The 19,686-nt window shown below is 49.9% G+C and carries 21 protein-coding genes; 17 read left to right on the top strand and 4 right to left on the bottom strand.

Going from position 1 to position 19,686, the window contains the following annotated elements; all coding sequences use genetic code 11:
* Positions 1-120 precede the first annotated feature (120 nt).
* Together C7B65_RS11500 and cimA are read right to left on the bottom strand one after the other, a co-directional pair.
* Complete coding sequence (locus C7B65_RS11500) at positions 121-363, bottom strand: DUF4327 family protein (protein ID WP_244913195.1); 243 nt, start codon at positions 361-363, stop codon at positions 121-123.
* Between the two features lie 165 nt (positions 364-528).
* Positions 529-2,163 (bottom strand): citramalate synthase, encoded by a 1,635-nt coding sequence (gene cimA / locus C7B65_RS11495; RefSeq protein ID WP_073072036.1) that lies wholly within the window; start codon positions 2,161-2,163, stop codon positions 529-531.
* A gap of 263 nt (positions 2,164-2,426) precedes the next feature.
* On the opposite strand from cimA, the gene C7B65_RS11490 reads away from it, so the two are divergent.
* From C7B65_RS11490 to C7B65_RS11470, 5 genes are all read left to right on the top strand, one after another.
* Positions 2,427-2,774 (top strand): hypothetical protein, encoded by a 348-nt coding sequence (locus C7B65_RS11490; RefSeq protein WP_073072035.1) that lies wholly within the window; start codon positions 2,427-2,429, stop codon positions 2,772-2,774.
* Between the two features lie 222 nt (positions 2,775-2,996).
* Positions 2,997-3,398 carry a fasciclin domain-containing protein gene (locus C7B65_RS11485; RefSeq protein WP_073072096.1) on the top strand — a complete coding sequence of 134 codons (402 nt, stop codon included), beginning with the start codon at positions 2,997-2,999 and terminating at the stop codon, positions 3,396-3,398.
* Positions 3,399-3,513: 115 nt separating this feature from the next.
* Entirely contained in the window at positions 3,514-4,587 is a 1,074-nt protein-coding gene (thiO, locus tag C7B65_RS11480) for a glycine oxidase ThiO (RefSeq protein WP_073072033.1), read from the top strand.
* A gap of 209 nt (positions 4,588-4,796) precedes the next feature.
* Positions 4,797-5,501: a Uma2 family endonuclease gene (locus tag C7B65_RS11475; protein ID WP_073072032.1), complete on the top strand. Its 705-nt coding sequence runs from the start codon at positions 4,797-4,799 to the stop codon at positions 5,499-5,501.
* Between the two features lies 1 nt (position 5,502).
* Positions 5,503-6,330 carry a thiazole synthase gene (locus tag C7B65_RS11470; RefSeq protein WP_073072030.1) on the top strand — a complete coding sequence of 276 codons (828 nt, stop codon included), beginning with the start codon at positions 5,503-5,505 and terminating at the stop codon, positions 6,328-6,330.
* Positions 6,331-6,347: 17 nt separating this feature from the next.
* Here C7B65_RS11470 and C7B65_RS11465 read toward each other — a convergent pair whose 3' ends face one another.
* Positions 6,348-6,587: a hypothetical protein gene (locus C7B65_RS11465; RefSeq protein ID WP_073072028.1), complete on the bottom strand. Its 240-nt coding sequence runs from the start codon at positions 6,585-6,587 to the stop codon at positions 6,348-6,350.
* A 196-nt stretch (positions 6,588-6,783) separates the two neighbouring features.
* Between C7B65_RS11465 and psb34 the strand changes: the two genes are divergently transcribed.
* From psb34 to C7B65_RS11405, 12 genes are all read left to right on the top strand, one after another.
* Positions 6,784-6,954, top strand: a complete 171-nt coding sequence (gene psb34, locus C7B65_RS11460) for a photosystem II assembly protein Psb34 (protein WP_106253994.1) — start codon at positions 6,784-6,786, stop codon at positions 6,952-6,954.
* A gap of 310 nt (positions 6,955-7,264) precedes the next feature.
* Positions 7,265-9,385 carry a tetratricopeptide repeat protein gene (locus tag C7B65_RS11455; RefSeq protein ID WP_083582927.1) on the top strand — a complete coding sequence of 707 codons (2,121 nt, stop codon included), beginning with the start codon at positions 7,265-7,267 and terminating at the stop codon, positions 9,383-9,385.
* A 98-nt stretch (positions 9,386-9,483) separates the two neighbouring features.
* The gene (argB, locus tag C7B65_RS11450) at positions 9,484-10,383 is read left to right on the top strand and encodes an acetylglutamate kinase (protein WP_073072026.1); all 900 of its coding nucleotides are present in this window, start codon (positions 9,484-9,486) and stop codon (positions 10,381-10,383) included.
* A gap of 68 nt (positions 10,384-10,451) precedes the next feature.
* A complete protein-coding gene (locus C7B65_RS11445; RefSeq protein ID WP_073072025.1) occupies positions 10,452-11,495 on the top strand; it encodes an alpha/beta hydrolase in 1,044 nt (347 codons plus the stop codon).
* Positions 11,496-11,514: 19 nt separating this feature from the next.
* Positions 11,515-12,051, top strand: a complete 537-nt coding sequence (locus tag C7B65_RS11440; RefSeq protein WP_073072024.1) for a Uma2 family endonuclease — start codon at positions 11,515-11,517, stop codon at positions 12,049-12,051.
* Positions 12,052-12,136: 85 nt separating this feature from the next.
* Positions 12,137-12,673, top strand: coding sequence for a hypothetical protein (locus C7B65_RS11435; RefSeq protein ID WP_073072023.1), 537 nt, complete (start codon positions 12,137-12,139; stop codon positions 12,671-12,673).
* A 62-nt stretch (positions 12,674-12,735) separates the two neighbouring features.
* Positions 12,736-13,608 (top strand): DUF3153 domain-containing protein, encoded by an 873-nt coding sequence (locus C7B65_RS11430; RefSeq protein ID WP_223257382.1) that lies wholly within the window; start codon positions 12,736-12,738, stop codon positions 13,606-13,608.
* Positions 13,609-13,632: 24 nt separating this feature from the next.
* Entirely contained in the window at positions 13,633-14,724 is a 1,092-nt protein-coding gene (locus tag C7B65_RS11425) for an AI-2E family transporter (RefSeq protein WP_073072022.1), read from the top strand.
* Between the two features lie 92 nt (positions 14,725-14,816).
* Positions 14,817-15,176 (top strand): LapA family protein, encoded by a 360-nt coding sequence (locus C7B65_RS11420; RefSeq protein ID WP_073072021.1) that lies wholly within the window; start codon positions 14,817-14,819, stop codon positions 15,174-15,176.
* Positions 15,177-15,528: 352 nt separating this feature from the next.
* On the top strand, positions 15,529-16,377 hold the full coding sequence (locus C7B65_RS11415; RefSeq protein WP_073072020.1) for a segregation/condensation protein A: 849 nt from the start codon (positions 15,529-15,531) through the stop codon (positions 16,375-16,377).
* Positions 16,378-16,640: 263 nt separating this feature from the next.
* Positions 16,641-17,819: a nucleotidyltransferase family protein gene (locus tag C7B65_RS11410; protein ID WP_073072019.1), complete on the top strand. Its 1,179-nt coding sequence runs from the start codon at positions 16,641-16,643 to the stop codon at positions 17,817-17,819.
* A 250-nt stretch (positions 17,820-18,069) separates the two neighbouring features.
* Entirely contained in the window at positions 18,070-18,855 is a 786-nt protein-coding gene (locus tag C7B65_RS11405) for an ABC transporter ATP-binding protein (RefSeq protein ID WP_223257381.1), read from the top strand.
* Position 18,856: 1 nt separating this feature from the next.
* Here the strand turns inward: C7B65_RS11405 and C7B65_RS11400 are convergent, their stop codons facing one another.
* Positions 18,857-19,639 (bottom strand): response regulator transcription factor, encoded by a 783-nt coding sequence (locus C7B65_RS11400; RefSeq protein ID WP_073072017.1) that lies wholly within the window; start codon positions 19,637-19,639, stop codon positions 18,857-18,859.
* Positions 19,640-19,686: the final 47 nt, after the last annotated feature.

The following is a 19,686-nucleotide window of genomic DNA, read 5'->3' as shown; positions in this document are numbered from 1 at the left end:
GCATCAACAGGACTTACGCATTTTGACCAAAACCTCGGAGGTTTAAGCCACTCTGTCGGTCACGATGCTTGATTCTTGGTTAAAACCTCCGAGGTTTGCGTAAGTCCTAATCAAACTTGATCATTCAGCGTTTTCTTCGTCCCAAGCGTCTACTGATAGCAGTTCACTGACGGGATCTTGCATCGTAAACTCAAACGACAAAAGTTCTTGCTTCCAATAAGCCCACTCATCTCCATAGAGAAGAGCAATCTTCCAAATGCTATCACTGGGTTTGAGCAGTTTTGAGTCGATCAGCGATCGCACCTGGCGCTGTAGCTTCACCATCGGGTGAGCAACTTGTGGAGTCATACCTTCCTTAATCATGATTAAATTGTGTTAATTTCTTATGCTCGCTTCATAGCAAGGACTTAGCAAGACGTGGATGGTTGCTTTGTCGAGAAGTGCCTTTTCTAGTTTCTCATGTTACCGTACTTTCTCATATTTGGAACAAGTGACTCTTTTTGATCAAAATCTCTAGAAATCAATCCTCTAGGAAAGCACTAATGCTTTCGCCTGCAACATCAAACCATACTCCAATCCTTCGACAACAGCATGATAAGACGCTTCTAGAATATTGCTCGACACGCCAACCGTCGTCCAACGCTGAGAGCCGTTACTCGATTCGATTAAAACACGAGTCTTTGCAGAGGTGCCTGCCGCTCCATCTAAAATTCTGACTTTGTAATCAGTGAGATAAAACGTCTCGATCTCTGGATAGAAGTTAGTCAAGGCTTTCCGTAAAGCGGCATCTAGAGCCGAAACTGGGCCATTGCCCTCTGCCGCTTCTAGGATATCTTGACCGTTGACGGCTAGATTAACGGTTGCCAGTGATTTTGCTGTCAGCGTTTCGCCGTCAGGCACCCGGTCATAGTGAACCTGAAATCCTTTAATCTCAAAGGGTAGCGATCGCTGCCCCAATGCTTCGCGCATCAACAGTTCAAAACTAGCTTCGGCTGACTCAAACTGATAGCCTTCACTCTCTAGATCCTTCAGATGCTTCAAAATTTGACGACAGGTGGGGTCTTGCCGATTTAAGTCAATGCCTAAACTGCGGGCTTTTGCCAAAACGTTGCTTAACCCCGCTTGATCTGAGATCACAATTCGGCGGCTGTTGCCAATCAGATCGGGCTGAAGGTGTTCGTAGGTGATCGGGTTGCGCTCGACGGCGCTGACGTGTAGCCCACCTTTGTGAGCAAAGGCAGAGAGTCCGACAAAGGGCGCGTGATCATCCGGCGCTAGGTTGGCAATTTCGCTGACATAGCGGCTCAATTTTGTCAGCTTTGCCAGCGCCTCTGACTGAATGCAAGCGTAGCCGAGCTTGAGTTGCAAATTGGGGATCACTGAACAAAGATTAGCGTTACCGCAGCGCTCTCCATAGCCATTAATCGTGCCTTGCACCATGCGAACCCCTGACTGGACGGCGGCGATCGCGTTTGCTACGGCGAGTTCAGAATCGTTGTGGGTGTGAATGCCAAACTGGGGCAAAGCTTGAGAATTGAGGGCTGAGAGCGGCTCTAGCTGTTTGAGAACGGTTTGCACAACTTGACTAATTTCGTGAGGCAAAGTGCCGCCATTGGTGTCGCAAAAAGTGATCCATTCGGCTCCGGCTGCGATCGCCGTCTTCAACGTTTTTAACGCATAGTCAGGGTTGTATTTATAACCATCAAACCAGTGTTCGGCATCATAAATAACTCGCCGATCTTGAGTGCGGAGATAAGCGATCGTGTCGCGAATCATTTCCAAGTTCTCGTCGAGCGTAGTTTGCAGCCCTTCAATGACGTGCAGATCCCACGATTTGCCGACGATCGTCACCCAACGAGTTCCCGCCGCGAGAATCGGTTGCAGCATCGGGTCAGTGGCGGCTTTTTTCCCAGGGCGACGAGTGTAGCAAAAGGCAACCATTTCAGCATGGGTCAACGGTTGTTCTTTAAGCTGCCAAAAAAACTGCACATCTTTGGGGTTGGCCCCGGGCCAGCCTCCCTCAATAAAAGGAACGCCCAACTGATCGAGGCGACGAGCAATTCGCAGTTTGTCTTCGATCGACAGTGATAATCCCTCGCGCTGGGCACCGTCTCGTAGCGTGGTGTCGTAAATCCAGACGCGATCAGCAGAATCTGAAGTCATAAGTGCTTAAACATAATGAGAAACTTAATTTTAAGGAGATTTAGAAGCGATTATTAGACCTCGATCGTAAACGTTCTTGAGAGTAAACAAGCTTCTCGGCTCAAAGCCTTCTAAAACTGGGACAATAAACTGACTATCCCTATCAAAGACGATGAACTAGTCTGGAAGTTTATTGGGTAGAGGCAATTCTCTACCCTCAGTGCCAAGTGTTTTAATTGAAACTTAGGTAACTTGAAAGCAACTGAAGTAGTGATCAGACGATTATGAATTATCCTGGCAGAATAATTGGGGGTACATTGGTGGCGATCGCAGTCACCTGGATCTTAAACATTGCTGGAGTGTTTCCCTTTAACAAAAGTGGCACCAATCAAATGGATCAAACAGCAATCCCCGACCCAAACGCCCAAGGCACAGGGGGTCAATCGATCACTGCCAATAACCCAGCCAACCGTCCTGGCACCCAAAATTATGCACCAGGCGGCAGTTCAAGCAATGGTGACACCCCTTCAACCGACACGACCACTCTATCCCCCAGCGATGGCACCGCTAATTCTGGCGCAGGGCGGCGCACTCTCCCGGCTCGACTGCGTGTGGTACGAGCAGGATGGTAGCTGTCGTAGGAAATAATTAGGATCGATGAAGTCTACATCTGACATTTTGGTAATTGGAGGCGGCATCGTCAGTTTAGGTTCACGCCTGGCCGTGCGTCGAGATGCCAGGTCGGAGTGATGGTTGGTGACCATTCCCTACCGATAAACCGATTTATAAGAATCGTAAACTTTTGTAAAAATATGTTATTCTGTAACAGTCTACACAAAAAACTAGGTGAATTCATGGCTGATATAGTTGATGTTGCTGTTAACGCTGGTTCTTTCACCACCCTAGTTGCTGCGGTTAAAGCTGCTGGATTAGTAGAGACGCTTAAGGGCGCAGGCCCTTTCACCGTCTTCGCGCCCACCGATGAAGCATTTGCTAAACTCCCAGCGGGCACCGTTGAAGGGTTGCTCAAGGATCTTCCTAAGCTGAAGAAAATTCTGACCTATCACGTTGTCTCAGGCAAAGTGATGGCGGCTGATGTCGTTAAGCTGAAATCAGCAAAAACAGTTGAAGGCTCAGACGTAAAAATTGATGCTTCTAACGGTGTCAAGGTGAATGACTCCACAGTCGTGACCCCTGATGTTGCTGCTGATAATGGCGTAATCCACATCATTGACACAGTGCTGCTTCCTGCGTAACCAACGCTTGGATGGCACTACCATTAAATAAGTGACTAAGAGGCAGTAGCGATTAAAAGTTACTGTCTCTTACTGTTTAAATGCATTTTGTCAATCCCACAGTTTTAGTAAAACGATGAAGTCCACTGGTGAGATTTTAGTGATTGGAGGCGGGATCATCAGTTTAGCGATCGCCCTAGAGCTAAAACGACAGGGTGCTTCGGTGACGATCGTCTGTCGCGATTTCACCGAAGCCGCCACTCATGCCGCCGCCGGAATGCTTGCTCCTCAAGCCGAACGCATTCCTCCCAGCCCCCTGCTAGATTTGTGTCTCCGCAGCCGTGCTCTCTACGCCAACTGGACTCAAAAATTAGAAGAACTCACCGGACTCGAAACGGGCTATTGGGCTTGTGGAATCTTGGCACCCGCTTATCAAGAGAATCTAGCCTTAAAGGCTGACAATTTAGAATCGGTTTGGCTTGATCGTGCCACCATTCACCAAAGTCAACCTGGTTTAGGGTCTGATGTCATAGGCGGCTGGTGGTTTCCTGAAGACGCGCAGGTAGACAATCGCTTGCTAGCCAAAGCGCTATGGGTCGCTGTTCAAGAATTGGGGGTTGAAATTCAAACTGGGGTGACGGTCGAGAAAATTGTGCAGAACGGCGATCGCGTCACTCATCTTCAAACCTCCGCCGGAACTTGGCAAGCCGATCACTATATTCTGGCAACCGGAGCCTGGTCACAAACCCTTTTGCCGATTCCCGTTACGCCCAAAAAGGGACAAATGCTATCGGTGCAGATGTTACCCGAATCGATGCCCCTGCAAACCGTGCTGTATGGGTCAGATAGCTATCTCGTGCCTCGACAAGACGGACGGATTATCATCGGCGCAACCAGCGAGGATGTTGGCTTTACTCGCGGAAATACGCCCCTTGGGATTCAAAGACTTTTATCGGCGGCGATTCGGCTCTATCCTGCTTTACAGAACGATCCAATTCAAGAGTTTTGGTGGGGGTTTCGACCTGCCACACCCGATGAACTGCCGATTCTAGGGGCGAGTCCCTATCGCAATCTGACCTTAGCAACCGGACACTACCGCAACGGAATTCTATTAGCGCCGATTACAGGAGTGACGATCGCAAATCTCGTTCTGCACCAAAAATTTGACCCGTTGCTAGATGCTTTCCACTGGTCACGGTTCAATCCGTAGTACACCCAATCTACGCTGTAGTATTCGAGATTCTTTTCGTATTGCACCCTAACTTTATCCATAACTCGGCGGGACGCGATATTTTCGGGTTTGGCGACAGCGACGAGGCGGTCAACTTACGGAGTTGCAGTCGGTCAGTCTCGATTTCAGCCATAATTGAAACTCTCACTCGCGCTTCAACCTGAAAGCAAAAGGCAGGAAACCAGCCAATGGTCACTACCCCTACGTCGATCGTTTATCCCGATTCTGACGGGTTGCCAATGTCAGATAACACTCGACAGTTTGAGTATATTGTCTACATCAAAAAAGGTGTGGATTGGTTGTTTAGTGATCATCCACAAATTTTTGTTGGGGGAGATTTGCTGTGGTATCCCGTTGAAGGCAACAACAAGCTGCGCCAAGCGCCCGATGTGATGGTGGCGTTTGGGCGACCCAAAGGCGACAGAGGCAGCTACCAACAGTGGAAAGAAGAAAATATTCCTCCACAAGTCGTCTTCGAGATTATCTCTCCGGGCAACACGATTCCTGAAATGACTCGGAAGTTTCAGTTCTACGAGCGTTATGGCGTGGAAGAATACTACATCTACGATCCCGATCGTTTGAGTCTAGGAGGATTTCTTCGCCAAAACGATAGATTGGAAGAAATCGAGGTGATGGAAGAATGGGTGAGTCCTCGCTTAAAGGTGCGCTTCACCCTCAACCCAGACGGTGGCTTAGAACTCTATCGACCCGATGGGCGACTATTTGAGCGCTACGAAGAAATCGCTGCACGAGCCGAACGAGAACATCAACGAGCCGAACAAGCCGAACAAAGAGTAAATCAGGCAGAAGCTGAGGTCGATCGCTTAAAAGCGCAACTCAGAGCAATGGGGCACAACCCCGACGATTTGATTGGAACCGAAGGAAGGGAATGATATGCAGACACTCGATAAACCCGTAGAACGTCCGATAGAAGATAGTTTAGTGATCGCCGGAAAGACGTTTCGATCGCGCCTCATGACCGGAACGGGAAAATATCGCACCTTTGAAGAGATGCGCCACAGCATTGCAGCCAGCGGCAGCGAAATCGTCACGGTAGCGGTTCGTCGCGTGCAGACCCACGCACCAGGGCACGAAGGACTCGCTGAAGCTTTGGACTGGACAAAGATCTGGATGCTGCCCAACACCGCAGGCTGTCAAACGGCTGAAGAAGCGGTGCGAGTGGCTCGTCTGGGTCGAGAAATGGCAAAATTGCTCGGTCAGGAAGACAACAATTTTGTCAAGCTGGAAGTGATTCCCGATGCGAAGTATTTGCTGCCCGACCCGATCGGCACCCTTCAAGCCGCCGAACAGTTGGTTAAAGAAGGCTTTGCCGTGTTGCCTTATATCAATGCCGATCCCATGTTAGCCAAGCGATTAGAAGAGGTTGGCTGTGTGACGGTGATGCCGTTGGGTTCGCCGATCGGGTCAGGTCAAGGCATTAAAAACGCCGCCAATATTCAGATCATTATTGAGAATGCAAAGGTTCCGGTAGTGGTCGATGCTGGCATTGGTGCCCCTAGCGAAGCTGCCCAAGCGATGGAAATGGGAGCCGATGCGCTGTTGGTGAATACGGCGATCGCGTTGGCAACTAATCCAATGGCGATGGCAAGAGCGATGAATCTCGCCACTGAGGCAGGTCGTCTCGCCTACCAAGCTGGGCGGATTCCGATCAAAGCTTATGCTAGTGCGAGTTCACCTTTAACCGGCACGATCGGGGCTTGAATGGTCTGGGCTTTGTTCTACGGCTGCTGCTGGTCAAATAGCTTTTCAAACATTTGAGTTTGGCGATCGACAATAGTGACTAGGCGCGTAATGTTGTCGGCTTGCTGCTGACTAATGATCGCTTGCTGCTGGGTGGTTAACCTAATTTCTGTCAGTCCCTCAGTTAATCGCCCTACCTGTTCAGTCAGCATCTCAATGTTTTCAACCACGCGATCGAGTCTGGGATAAATGCCGTCAGTTTCATTGGATGTGGTCATGAGTAAGTTGCTTTGTAGTTTTGAGATCTTCGATTGTAATTTCAATTTGGTAGATATCTATTAATAGCTTGGCAACTCACTGAATTTTTGTCTATCTGGGTCTAGAAAAACACAAATGCTAAAATTTCTTACCTCAGAGTGAGAACAATTACTCAAAGTTTGCTAAACTTAACAAAACCACACAGGAGACATTACTATGCGCTACACCGTTGAAGAAGGCGGTCGCTTAAACAACTACGCGATCGAACCAAAGATCTACGAAGCCACTCCTCCAACCGCGTCACAAAAACGCAACTACATGATCATGGGTACGGTTGGCGCTCTGCTAGTAGGTGGATTGATTTTTGTGGCGGTTTCTGTGTCATAAGATTTTTGCTTTGATATCAACTTTTCAATAACACCTCAGATCTAATTGGTTTTGAGATAGCCAGGTTGCTTGTATTAGTGAGTACCTGGCTTTTGTGTGTTTAAAATTTTGAGAAATACTGAGTCGTTAAGCACTTGACTGGGCGATCGCGCTCATCCAGTTGTGAGCAAAACGCTTAACATAGTTATTAGTAGTGGCGTGGTTAGTCACTTCTGAAACTGTCCATTCCATCCTGACCTTGGCAAAACCGAGTCGAAAAGAATAGCATCACAATCTATACCGTCATTTTGCGTGACTTGGATGATCGCTGATGCCACTCGTTGATGATCAACCTGCCTCTAGCAACCCTGTGACCGAGCTTGCTTCTCAAAATCTCTCAAGCTTGAATCAACCCATCTACCTTCGCTTAAGGCTGGCGCTAAGTCTAAATCTCCGTCGGCAGATCTTGATTGCCGTCTGTGATAATGTGCGGCTGCGCGATCGCTTTGCAGCAAGACTTCAGGCAGACTTAGAAACCTCGCCGCTTAACTTTGGCGCTGAAGAGCTTAAAACAAGACGCATTCATAACAGTCAGGCAGACGACCCTAAGCTAGTGACGCTCAACCTCAGTCTGGCAAACCCAGATGTTTTAGAGCAAATTCATCACTGGCGATCGTCACAACCTTGGCGCATGAAATCAGCCTTTGACCCGATGACCAGCTTTCAGATGATTGGGGTTGAGTCTCTGACTCGTCAGCCTGTGCAGATCCAGCGTGAGTTTCTCAACTCGCTGCAACAATTAGCTCACCAGTTCGCCACGATAGATTTTAATTTGGTGCTGTGGGTGTCGCGCCCCTGGTGTCGATCGATCTTGCAATCGGTTCCCGAATTTTGGCAGTGGCACACCGGAGTCTTTGAATTTGAAGGAGACCCAACTCCGGTTGGCAAAGACAAAGGAAAAGGAAAAGGAGCTAGGGGAATTATTCAAGCCCCAACTCTTAGCCCTCAGCCCTCGATCGCCAAATCCGCTCCACTTCCAAAACCCATTCCAAAACCCATTCCACTTCCAGAACGATCGCAAGCAGAACTCGATATCGCTGACCTGGTTTTAGCCGCCATCGAACAGGAGGTTTCTGAGTCAGAAACGAATCATCCTGTCAATCTAGAACACTCTGGTGAGCCACTCCGCATCTTGCAGCAATTGGAAGCGTTGCACCTCGATCGTGCGTCTGCCGCCGATTTCTCCGCTGCTTATCAAAGTCTAGGAGACTGCTATCGAGAGCGCATTGAGCAGGGCAACTCGTCGCCGCAATTTTTGACGATCGCCATTCTTGCCTATGAGCAAGTGCTGCATCTGCTAGAGGCAGATTCTTTTGACCGACCAGACGTGCTCAACGACATTGGCAATCTTTATTGGATGCTGTCTCGCCAATTGACCGATCAGGCACTTCTCAATTTGGAGAAAGCCATCAACGTCTATCAGTTGGCTTTGGATCAGATCGATCCTGAAACGCGATCGCAGACTTACGCCATGATTCAAAACAATCTGGGGTCAGCTTATAGCGATCGCGCCTACCGTGAAGACCCCGCAGAAAATTTGCAGCTCGCGATCAGCGCTTATCAAAATGCCTTGATGCATCGATCGGCAACCGAAGATCCGTCCCGCTATGCTGCCACTCAAAACAATCTCGGCACCGCCTTCTGGAATCTAGCCCAGCACAAAGCACCGATCTCAAATTTGCAGTCTGCGATCGCGGCTTATATCGAAGCGCTCCATCACTACGACTCAGAGCAGGAGCCATTGCACTACGCCATGATCCAAAACAATTTGGGCACCGCTTACTGGAACCTGTCTCAATGTCGGCAAAGTCACGACTTGGCTGAATCACTCAGCGCCACTCAAGAAGACTTTTTGATGCTGGCGATCGGAGCCTATCGCATCGCCCTAATTTACCGCACGCTAGAATTGGCCCCGGCTGCCAATGCTGCGACCCAAAACAATCTGGGCACTGCTTATTGGCACCTGGCAAACTTGTCATCTACTGACTACGAAGACCGATCGCAACATCTGCACAACGCAATCAAGGCGTATAAAGAGGCGATCGCTGCCGCGCACTCTCTCTCGCCTACCGACCCATCTCATGCTCCGGTACTGACGTTTGATTTATATGCGGCTCATAACAATTTAGGATCGGCTTACCATCAATTAGCAACCGACGATCGAGCCACGCTAGAAACCGAGACGCGATCGCAATATCTAGAGGCAGCACTCTCTCATCATGTGCAAGCCGTGCAAGGCTGGCGAGAAAAACCTGAGTTTTGTGAAAGTGCCATGGCTCATTTGGTTCAAACTGTGAAAACGCTGCACGATCGTCAGGGCATTCAGGGTCAAACCCTAGCATTCTCAAAGATTCCGGCTCAGTTGCTGCCCACAGTGATGAAACAGCTTTAATCAGATTCGGACTTAGCACAGACGAAATTTTAAGTCAGGGTTCGTCGTTTCGTCGTTGCAGGCAGCATAATTTGCATAGCAATCTTTCTACTTTGCCCATGCTTAACGAAAGCGAATACTTTGAAAAAGCCGCAGCCACACGAGTCCGAGTGCTGAGTGAGGCGCTGCCCTACATTCAACAATTTGTCGGACGCAAGATCGTTGTCAAATATGGGGGCGCAGCGATGAAGGATGCCGCTCTCAAAGAGAAAGTCATCCGCGATGTCGTGTTTATGTCGTGTGTGGGGTTGCGCCCAGTTTTGGTACACGGAGGCGGGCCTGAAATCAACTCGTGGCTCGACAAACTGGGCATTGAGCCGCAGTTTAAAAACGGGCTGCGCGTCACCGATGCCGCCACAATGGATGTCGTCGAAATGGTGTTAGTTGGTCGTGTCAACAAAGAAATTGTCTCGCTGATCAACCAGGCAGGCGGCTCTGCGGTAGGACTCTGCGGCAAAGATGCCAGTTTGATTACTGCCCGCCCTGCCGATGAAGAGGGCATCGGATTTGTGGGCGAAGTTACAAACGTCAATATCCAAATTTTAGACTCGCTGGTCAAAGCGGGTCATATCCCAGTCGTTTCTAGTGTCGCTGCCGACGAAACCGGACAGGCTTACAATATCAACGCCGACACTGTTGCCGGAGAACTTGCCGCCGCGCTGGGTGCCGAAAAGTTAATCTTGCTCACCGACACGGCGGGAATTTTGCGTGACTATAAGGATGTAGCAACCCTGATTCCACGGTTAGACATTCACGAAGCTCGACAACTGATTGACGAAGGCATCGTCTCTGGCGGCATGATTCCGAAGGTCAATTGCTGTGTGCGATCGCTGGCTCAAGGCGTTCGCGCTGCCCATATTATCGACGGTCGCCTGCCCCACGCGCTGCTGTTAGAAATCTTCACCGATGCTGGGATCGGCTCAATGTTAGTCGCCTCTGAGTTTATGGGCAACCGTTAGGGATCCATGGAATTTAAAGTTCAAGATTCTGAATTGCCGCCCCCTGACCCTTTGCTTATTTACACTCTATGCTCAACTTTTTCTCGCGTCTCGGCTATCCCATCACGTCACTCAACCTTACTCAACGGGTTAAGAGCCAAGAAGACAAGCTACCTGTCAAAAATGCGGGCTGTCGATCGCAGTTCCTGCTACATTCGGCACCGACTTCCAAAGTCTGCTTGTTTTTTCACGGCTTTACGGCGGCTCCCTATCAGTTTTTGCCGATGGGACGCACGCTACATCAGGCTGGCTATAACGTTTTGATTCCTAGAATGCCGGGTCACGGTCAGGCAGGTGACTGGAATCGTGACAACCCGCCACCACTGCCTACTAACCCTGACACTTATAAGCAATTTGGGTTGGATTGGCTGCAAAAAGCTCAGACTCTGGGCGATCGCGTCGTCGTCGGGGGTCTGTCTGGTGGTGGCACCCTCGCAGCTTGGCTAGCGCTAGAACGCGCCAAGGAAATCGATCGGGCGTTGCTATTTGCGCCCTATCTCAGCAGCAGCAATAAAGTGGTTGATTTGCTGGTTAAAACTTTCAACACCTATTTTGAATGGATTGACGACACTCCGCCCGATCAGGTGATTGGCTATGAAGGCTTTATGGTGGCTGCTCTGCGGGTCTATCTTGACATGGGCAAAGAGATTCTTAAACGCTCAAAAGACCAGCCGTCAGCCCCAATGTTTATTGTCTCGACCGAAGCCGATAAAGCCGTCAGCATCACGGATCATCAAGTTCTGTTTGAGAACATTCTCAAGCGACAGCCTAAATCTTGGTATTACGAGTTCGATCGCATTCTCAACATTCCGCACACGATGCTGACCAAAGCCGAGGGCAACAAATGGGAAAATCTGCTCAACGTGATCGCAAAAGCCTATGTGCAAAGTGATCTCACCTGGGCGGAGGTTGAAGAAATCGCCTATCGCATGACCGAGGGCAAAACCTTTAACCAAGTCGTCGCAGAATTGAAGATTGCCGATCGTGCCTCTCCTGACATGCCTGCCTTTATCACGTTGGTTGATAAACGAGCGATCGTACTCAAACGCAACCCTAGCTTGGATCAAGTCTAAATCCTGTTTTGAGGTGCTCATGATATCAACTTCAAATGCCCCTGCCGTTTCTCTAGAAGAGTTTTTGGCAAACCCGCGCGATCGCACTGAGTGGGTAAATGGAAATCTCATCAAAAAACAAGATATGACCGCAAAAACAGGACGAATTCAAGCCAGACTCGCTCGTTATTGGGGCAACTATGCAGACTCCAGTGGTCAAGGCGGAGAAGTTTACACAGAAACCTCTTGCCGAACCGTTGGACGAACTCGCTGCCCTGATGTGGCGTACCTAACGCCCGATCTCGTTGCTCAATACGGCGACTTTAAGGTTCTGCCGCGCAGCTTCTCGTTATTGGCTGAGGTGATCTCACCGAACGATGAAGCCGAAGAGGTGTTTACCAAAGTTCGAGAATATCTTGCGTCTGAGTGTGAGGAGGTTTGGCTGGTGTTTCCAGATAGTCAATGGGTGCTGATCATCACAAGTCAACGGCAAGAACTGCGAGGGCTAGAAGATATCGCCACTACACACAACGTTCTATCAGGGTTTAGCGTTGCAGTCAAAGAATTAATTGTCTGATTTAGACTGTGCCAGCTTACAGATGTAGAATTCATCCCTCAGATACTTTAGGATGCAGGAGTAGCCTCAACGAATCAATAAGCCTGTGAGTTCTGAACAATTAGACCTGGCGACCACTGAATATGAAACCGGAAAATACGCCTTTGAACGCGGCGAATATCGCAAATCGGTACAGCATTTAGAACGCGCCAACGCCTTAGTCGATGCAGGTTCGCGTTTTGGGGGAGAAGTGCAAATTTGGCTCGTGACCGCCTATGAAGCTGCCGGACAGAGATCGGACGCGATCGCCCTCTGCCAAAAAATCAGTCGTCACCCTGACATCAAGACTCGCCAGCAGGGAAAGCGTCTGCTCTACATTCTCGAAGCCCCCAAACTGCAAACTCGCCCCGAATGGCTGACTGAGATTCCTGATTTATCGACACTAGCGGACAGCGAAGCCAAAGACAATCGAGGAGTCTCTAAGTTTGGCAATGCCATCCCGCCAAAACTGTCGCAAAAGCCTCGTCCAGCGATCCCCGAACCTGTGGATTTAAGTCAGGTCAACGCCCAAGACAATCTCTTTATCTGGGTAGCGTTGATTGCAGCAGGACTGATCGTAGGCGGTTTGGCGTGGCTGAGCTAGCAGGTGATTTTGTAGCGAGTTATATCGGTTAACCTATCGCTTGCCACGATTTCTCCAAAGTAGTGTTAGATATTATTGGACTCCCGACCTCGCTCAATATGCCTTACAGAACCTTAAGTGCTGCTTTTTCACCCGATCGGCTGTCGTGGCTAGATCCCGTGATTCGTTTTTTGCTGCGATCGCGCCTGGTTTGGGTGTTTCTGTTCGCTAGCTTGATGCTGTCAGGCTGCGTAAAATCTGAGGTAGGCATCGATTTTGAGAGTCCCAATCGAGGCGCGATCGTGCAGCACATTCGCCTTGACGAGCGGCTGACTAGTTTTAGCAATGGCACCGCTAAAACCTGGCTTGACAGCATCGAAAAACGAGTTCGCCGAGTTCAGGGCAAGACTCGCCGCCTCTCAAACCAAGAGATTTTAGTCACGATTCCGTTTGGCAATGGCGAAGAATTAGAGACTCGATTTAATGAGTTTTTTAGCCCGACCAACAGCCCCAAAACTCGCTCTGCTCAAAAAGAATTAGACTTACCTAAGCTTGATTCTCATCTCAGCGTCCAGCAGGGCAATTTTCTACTGCTACAGCGTCATCGCTTAATTTATGATTTAGACCTGCGATCGCTTGGCGTTCTTGCCTCAGATGGCAGTTTGCTGGCGAGTCCGGGTTCGCTGATTGAGCTAGAGTTTGGGCTAACTACGCCCTGGGGCGCTCGAAACATCATTCACCGATCGAAGACCCCGATCTCGACCCGCCGCGAAGGTAACCAGCTCATCTGGACTCTGCAACCAGGGCAAAGCAATCATCTAGAAGCCGTCTTCTGGCTTCCAAACCCTTTAGGCATTGGGACGGTTTTGATTGTGGCGATCGTAGCAGGTGGAATCTATCTCAGACGAACCTTGCCCACCCCTACGGTTTCGCCGCCTCTAGCCCCCAGTTCATGACGATAAACTCATAACCCTTACCGGATGTCTCGCCGTTCAGCCGACCTGCAACGACTGATTATATTAGGTCTGAGTGGACCGATTATCGCCCTCAACGTCTGGCTGGTGGCGCTGATATTGCACTATTTTGAGCATCTTGTGACGGTGCTGGCAGTGTCGGCAATTCTGGCATTTCTGCTCAATTACCCAGTCGAATTTTTTGAGCGGGCCCGCATTAAGCGCGTCGGGGCGGTGGTGATTGTGTTGCTCTTGGCAGTGACCATCTTGGTGATTTTAGGAGTCACGCTGGTGCCCGTTTTGGTGGCCCAGACGACCCAACTGCTCGAAAAAATTCCGGGGTGGCTAGAGGCGACTCGGCAAAATCTAGACTTCTGGGATGCTTGGGCCCAAACGCGGAACTTTCCGATCGACCTTAAAAGCTTTGGCGGTCGAGTCAGCACCCAAATTGAAAACCAGATTCAAGAAGTCGCCACCCAAGCTCTCGGATTTGCCTTGGGAACGGTTTCTGGCTTGATTGACAGCATCCTGATCATCGTGCTGGCATCCTATATGCTGCTTTATGGGGCGAGACTTTGGCAGGGATTGATCAATCTACTGCCACCTAAATTTGGCATTCCGTTTAGTGAGTCGCTGCGGCAAAACTTTCACAACTTTTTTCTGAGTCAAATTCTGCTAGCGCTATTCATGGCTGGCGGACTGATTCCAATTTTTCTGACACTCAAGATTCCCTTTACGCTCCTGTTTGCCCTGATCATTGGCATTGCAGAAATCATTCCCTTCATCGGAGCGGTGTTAGGCATTGGGCTGGTCACAATTTTAGTGATGTTTCAGAGTGTCTGGCTGGCGTTTCAAGTCGCGATCGCGGCCATGATTCTGCAACAAATCCGTGATAATGTGCTGGCTCCCAAAATGATGGGCGAATTCACCGGGCTAAACCCACTTTGGATCTTCATCGCCCTGCTGCTGGGGCTGCAAATCGGCGGTTTCTTAGGAGTCGTGGTCGCCGTGCCGATCGCGGGCACCATTAAGGGCACGATCGATGCTCTGCGGGGCGTTGCGCCCACTCAGGTGGTTGTGACCGAGATTGTTCGTAAAGACTATCCGCCGATCGAGTGATGGAGTGCTAAACTCGATTCCAGCTTCTACGCTTAAGCTATTTTTTGTCAGAGATATTGAACCACTCGCTGCGTGATCGGAGACAACCCCAGATGCGACAAATTAATTTCTTAATCATCTTCGTCATTTGTTTAGCACTCGTTTTGTTTGGCATTGAAAACACAGAGCCAGCCGTAATTCGAGTCATTGAAGGCGTGCAGGTGGAGGCACCGCTCTCGATCGAGCTAATCTTAGCGATGGGAATCGGAGCCGTGTTGGCGTGGGTGTTTAGCGTGTGGAGCAAGATCCAGCGCATGATCGACACTCGCAAAGAACTTCAAGTTCGAGAAGAGCGCATTGACGAACTTGAACAGGATGTCGAACGCTATAAGGCAGAAATTCAAGAGCAGCAGCGTCTACTGCCCCAAGGCATCACGCAAGATGCTGAAGCCACCGAAGTGTTTGCTCAGTAAGCCAGTTTAACGTCAGTTCGGGGAGTTCTTTCGCTTCGTTGTTCAGCGCTTCAGCCCCCTAAATCCCCCAAAATTGGGGGACTTTGAACTTCAATTCGGGGCTTGAAGTCCCCCAGACTTGGGGGATTTAGGGGGCAGCCCGGATTGGCAACCGCCGCGAAAAGCTGCATCGAATTCACGTCAGTTTAGAGGGGTGGCGTGACGAATCCTGATAGTCTTTGGAGTCTCTTGGTGCCTTTGCTGCTGCTAGGGCTAATTCTGCTGGCAGCCGTGTATTTTGTGCGGATCAAAATTAAGTAGTCGATTCTGCGAGATCGTGTCACCATAAAGCATTCATCCCTCCCTTCTCTCTATGACCCTTTCTCTAGCCCAGGACGCGATCGCTCTCTTGATTGACCTGGCAGAACAGGGAGAAATTGACCCCTGGGATGTCAAGGTGATTGATGTCATCGATCGCTTCTTGAGCGAGTTGACCCCTGCCGCGATCGTGGGGCGAGAACACTACGAGTCAAATCTGTCTCAGTCGGGGCAGGCATTTCTATATGCATCGATGCTGCTGTTGCTCAAAGCCGATAGCCTGACTCAGCCTGAAGCGATCGTCGCTGATCCCGATGAGTTTGAAGGGGCAGAATTTATAGACGCAGATTTTGGCGGGGCTGCCTTGCCGCCGCATTTAGAGCGTCAGCTTCGGCGCAGGGCAGTGGCACGACCGCCTCAAAAGCGGCGAGTCACCCTTAAAGAGCTAATCGATCAGCTTCAGCTAATTGCCACCACTCTAGACGACACCACTCCGCGCGCTCGGCTGCGTCGCCCTAAACCTCAGTCTCGCGCTCAGGCAGTGCGCGCGATCGCCGAACTCGCCCACCAAGAAAATCTCTCAGAAATGGCAGTGGCGATCGAGCAATTCTTTCACGACCATTGGACAGAAGTTGCCCAAGATAAAGAATGGATCGACTTTGACCTGGTGCTGGAATTTTGGGTTGCCTTAAAAGATCAAAAACCCAAAGAAAGTGAAGAAAATCTTCACGATCATCCTAATCACGAGCGCGTCGGCGTGTTTTGGGCCCTGCTGCTGTTGTCGGCTCAAAACAAAGTCGAGTTGGCGCAAGAAGAGTTTTACCAAGATTTGAAAATTCGCTCACTGCTGCAACTCGCCGAATCTGGACTGAGTGAACTCTCTACTAGCGTTTTGCTCGATTGAGAGGACTCAACCAAACCTGGACATTTTAGATTTGTCAAATAAAAACTTTTCTCTAGTTCATCTTTAGCAGCCCTAAACCTTTTGAGTGTGCCAATTCTCACTTAGAACCGTTATAGTCACTAAAGGTCAAGGTCTGGCAACGCTTGTCTTTCGCTGAAACCTTGAGTCGCCTAAGATAAAGCAAAACCATCGTACGCTGGAATTCCTCCAGACCGAGGGTCAAACGCTTGCAGTATATCGGTGTAGGGTAGAGAGAACAATCTATGAAAGCCATGATTCTGGCAGCCGGGAAGGGAACACGGATTCGTCCGATTACATATACGATTCCCAAGCCCATGATTCCCATTCTGCAAAAGCCCGTGATGGAGTTTCTGCTAGAACTGCTTAGGCAGCACGGTTTTGACGAAATCATGGTCAATGTGAGTCACCTGGCCTATGAAATTGAGAGCTATTTTCGGGATGGGCAACGGTTTGGGGTGCAGATTGGCTACTCCTTTGAAGGCAAGATCGTCGATGGTGAGTTAGTCGGCGCGGCTGTTGGTTCAGCAGGCGGCATGAAAAAAATTCAAGATTTTTCCCCGTTTTTTGACGATACATTCGTGGTGCTTTGTGGCGATGCCCTGATTGACTTAGACTTGAGCGCCGCCGTCAAATGGCACCGAGAAAAAGGCTCGATCGCTACGGTGATCATGAAAACGGTTCCTCGCGATGAGGTGTCTAGCTACGGCGTTGTGGTCACAGACGAAGCAGGCAAAATCAAAGCGTTTCAAGAAAAACCTGCGATCGAGGAAGCCCTGAGCACCACGATCAACACCGGAATTTATATTTTTGAACCCGAAATTCTTGACTACATTCCATCTGGGCAAGAATATGACATCGGGAGCGAGCTTTTCCCCAAGCTAGTAGAAATGAATGCCCCATTCTACGGCTTACCAATGGACTTTGAGTGGGTCGATATCGGCAAGGTGCCTGATTATTGGCACGCAATTCGCAGTGTCTTGCGTGGCGAAGTCAAAAACGTGGCAATTCCTGGAAAAGAGGTGGCTCCTGGCATCTACACTGGGCTAAACGTCTGCGTCAACTGGGATAAAGTCGATATCCAGGGTCCGGTTTATATTGGCAGCATGACCTGCATTGAAGATGGTGCCAAAATTGTTGGCCCGGCAATGATTGGTCAAAACTGCTGGGTGTGCAGTGGCGCAACCGTCGATAATAGCGTAATTTTTGAATATTCTCGCTTGGGCCCAGGGGTGCGACTGGTAGACAAGCTTGTGTTTGGTCGATATTGCGTCGATAAGACAGGCGCGACGATCGACGTGCAAGCCGCCTCCCTAGATTGGCTGATCACAGACACTCGTCAAGAGCTTCCGACTCAGATGCCTGCCGAGCATCAAGCGATCGCCGAGCTTTTAGGCACTGACCACAGAGTTGCCCAATCCTAAACTCACCCGATCGGAGGAGATAGGATATATCCGACTGGAGAAGGCTTACAGAGCTTCTCTCGCGTATTCTAGGAAACGAATAGAGCACAGACTCCTTGGAGAGCGTTGAATGGGGGCATTCAGCTTTCTCCAGGGGCTTTTTTTGGCGGTTGATAGGGCGGCTTAGGCTGCAAAGTTTGACGCAGCAAAGTAAGCTAGTGCATGGGCTTTCATGGCGAATGTCGCCGATTTGCACAGCAGGAATACTGACTTGAATCCATCAAAACCGTCTCAAATTCGACTAGAACAGGTCAGTTTTGCCTCTAAAGGGGTTGCTTCTGGCAAGAAGCCAGGACAACGATCGGCGATCGGAGCACACTATTTGCTGCGAGATCTCTCATTTGACGTGTTTCGGGGCGATCGGATCGCGATCGTCGGCGCATCAGGGTCGGGCAAAACGACGCTACTGCGGTTGCTGAATCGATTAAATGAACCGATTCAAGGATCACTCTATTTAGAAGGACAAGATTTTCGGCAAATTCCGGTGCTGCAACTGCGTCAGCAAATCACTTTAGTGCAGCAAGAATCAAAACTGCTGGGAATGACCGTGCGGGAAGCGCTGCTTTATCCGCTCAAGCTGAGAGGGGTTGAGATCAAAACAGCCGAGCAGCAAATTAGCGAGTGGGTTGATCGGCTGCATCTTCCGGGTGATTGGCTCGATCGCAACGAACTCCAATTATCGGTTGGGCAACGGCAACTCGTGGCGATCGCTCGTGCCCTAGTCATTCAGCCTAAAGTTCTGCTTTTAGACGAACCCACGTCAGCCCTAGATTCAGGACGCAGTGATCACGTTCTCAACACTCTAAAAGATCTGTCGGGGATCACGATTTTGATGGCAAATCACCAGTTAGAACTCGCACAATCATTCAGCGATCGCGTCCTGCATTTGCATCGCGGCGAACTGGTGAAAGATGAGTTGAGCGATCGCGTAGACTGGCAAACATTAAGAGCCGCGATCGTGCAGTCAGAAGCTAAAGAATCCGCCGAGTGGGAGTGAGTCAAATCCGACGATCGCTCACCACCATCCTTTCTCCCCGACGGCTCGCCGCGCGATGATTGCCATTAGTGGATTCAGTCTGGGGAGGCAGAGAAGCATTGAGAATTTCTAAATTGAGTCGATAGCCGACATTCCGAACTGTTTGAATCAGATTGGGCTGTCGGGGGTCTAACTCTACTTTTTTGCGAAGCGAAAGGACATGAGTATCGACCGTGCGGGGGTTATCGATCGCATCCGGCCAGGCCCGTTGCAAAAGGTCTTGACGGCTCAAAGGTGCGCCGCTTGCCTGTGCCAACACATAGAGCAAGCTAAATTCTTGAGGAGTCAATTCGATCAACTGACCCTTAAACCGGACTCGACGATGCACCAGGTCGATTTTGAGATCACCATAGTCAAGATGAGCCGGAGGAGCCGATAAACGAGTTCGCCGCGTCAGCGCCTCGACTCTGGCTAAAAACTCCTGCATCCCAAAGGGTTTAGTCAAATAGTCATCTGCACCAGCCCGCAAACCCTCGACGATATCAGATTCAGTTGTGCGGGCAGAAAGCATGAGAATCATCGCCTGCTGCTGTTGACGCAGCCAGCGACAAAACTCAACTCCGTCTCCATTGGGCAATTCTGAATCGAGGATCACCAAGTTGGGCTGTCGGACTAAGAAGACCTCTCTCGCTTGATGCAGGTCTGCCGACTGATGCACGTGATGTCCTGCCTGCTGTAAGTGCCACCCAAGTAGCGATCGCAGGTGCGGATTTCCTTCAATAATCTGAACGTTTACGGCTCCCACGAGGGCTGGCTTTCCTGAGACGGCTTGACCTTAAGAGTATCAAAGCA

The sequence above is a fragment of the Phormidesmis priestleyi ULC007 genome, from assembly GCF_003003695.1.
In the GTDB taxonomy this organism is placed as follows: Bacteria; Cyanobacteriota; Cyanobacteriia; order Leptolyngbyales; family Leptolyngbyaceae; genus Phormidesmis_A; species Phormidesmis_A priestleyi_A.
The sequence above is the reverse complement of the archived record's forward strand: the minus strand, read 5'-3'. Positions and strand labels throughout refer to the sequence as shown.

Excerpts from the sequence above, each read along its gene's own strand:
- C7B65_RS11440 (WP_073072024.1), top strand. The coding sequence starts at position 11,515 with ATGATATCAACTTCAAATGCCCCTGCCGTTTCTCTAGAAGAGTTTTTG.
- C7B65_RS11470 (WP_073072030.1), top strand. The coding sequence starts at position 5,503 with ATGCAGACACTCGATAAACCCGTAGAACGTCCGATAGAAGATAGTTTA.
- C7B65_RS11455 (WP_083582927.1), top strand. The coding sequence starts at position 7,265 with ATGCCACTCGTTGATGATCAACCTGCCTCTAGCAACCCTGTGACCGAG.
- C7B65_RS11500 (WP_244913195.1), bottom strand. The coding sequence starts at position 363 with ATGATTAAGGAAGGTATGACTCCACAAGTTGCTCACCCGATGGTGAAG.
- C7B65_RS11475 (WP_073072032.1), top strand. The coding sequence starts at position 4,797 with ATGGTCACTACCCCTACGTCGATCGTTTATCCCGATTCTGACGGGTTG.
- C7B65_RS11415 (WP_073072020.1), top strand. The coding sequence starts at position 15,529 with ATGACCCTTTCTCTAGCCCAGGACGCGATCGCTCTCTTGATTGACCTG.
- C7B65_RS11425 (WP_073072022.1), top strand. The coding sequence starts at position 13,633 with ATGTCTCGCCGTTCAGCCGACCTGCAACGACTGATTATATTAGGTCTG.
- C7B65_RS11445 (WP_073072025.1), top strand. The coding sequence starts at position 10,452 with ATGCTCAACTTTTTCTCGCGTCTCGGCTATCCCATCACGTCACTCAAC.
- C7B65_RS11490 (WP_073072035.1), top strand. The coding sequence starts at position 2,427 with ATGAATTATCCTGGCAGAATAATTGGGGGTACATTGGTGGCGATCGCA.
- C7B65_RS11410 (WP_073072019.1), top strand. The coding sequence starts at position 16,641 with ATGAAAGCCATGATTCTGGCAGCCGGGAAGGGAACACGGATTCGTCCG.
- C7B65_RS11485 (WP_073072096.1), top strand. The coding sequence starts at position 2,997 with ATGGCTGATATAGTTGATGTTGCTGTTAACGCTGGTTCTTTCACCACC.
- argB (WP_073072026.1), top strand. The coding sequence starts at position 9,484 with ATGCTTAACGAAAGCGAATACTTTGAAAAAGCCGCAGCCACACGAGTC.
- C7B65_RS11465 (WP_073072028.1), bottom strand. The coding sequence starts at position 6,587 with ATGACCACATCCAATGAAACTGACGGCATTTATCCCAGACTCGATCGC.
- C7B65_RS11420 (WP_073072021.1), top strand. The coding sequence starts at position 14,817 with ATGCGACAAATTAATTTCTTAATCATCTTCGTCATTTGTTTAGCACTC.
- psb34 (WP_106253994.1), top strand. The coding sequence starts at position 6,784 with ATGCGCTACACCGTTGAAGAAGGCGGTCGCTTAAACAACTACGCGATC.
- thiO (WP_073072033.1), top strand. The coding sequence starts at position 3,514 with ATGAAGTCCACTGGTGAGATTTTAGTGATTGGAGGCGGGATCATCAGT.
- cimA (WP_073072036.1), bottom strand. The coding sequence starts at position 2,163 with ATGACTTCAGATTCTGCTGATCGCGTCTGGATTTACGACACCACGCTA.